The organism is Colwellia sp. BRX10-9 (assembly GCF_014077405.1).
Lineage (GTDB): Bacteria > Pseudomonadota > Gammaproteobacteria > Enterobacterales > Alteromonadaceae > Colwellia_A.
In genome coordinates, this window is the sequence record NZ_JACGVV010000136.1 from 1 (window position 1) to 312 (window position 312).

The following is a 312-nucleotide window of genomic DNA, read 5'->3' on the forward strand; positions in this document are numbered from 1 at the left end:
TAAATGAGTGAATTTCAGGCAAGCTTTACTTCTCCCCCAAGGTAGCTGTATTTTTCTTGCTGTTTTTGAATGTAGCTATGTTTACGCGCTATTCAAACAAGCTTGGGCATTTGCTTTACCGTGTGCGCGCTTTAACCCCACGTGCTCAGTAAATTCACACAAATGCTCTGCGGTGCCCACCGCGCCCGTGAATATACCTTCAAAGTTTGTGGTGAGTTTGAGCCAACTTTCATCGCTGATGTGAAGTCTTGACAGTATATTTGCGGTTTTGTTATCGATAGCGCCTCGTTTGTCTGCTCTTATTACGCGACC

General features: G+C 44.9%; 1 pseudogene. It reads right to left on the reverse strand.

Annotated elements, in window-relative coordinates:
- Nucleotides 1–81: 81 nt before the first annotated feature.
- A pseudogene (locus tag H4J69_RS19775) lies at nt 82–312 on the reverse strand (transposase); the annotation flags it as partial.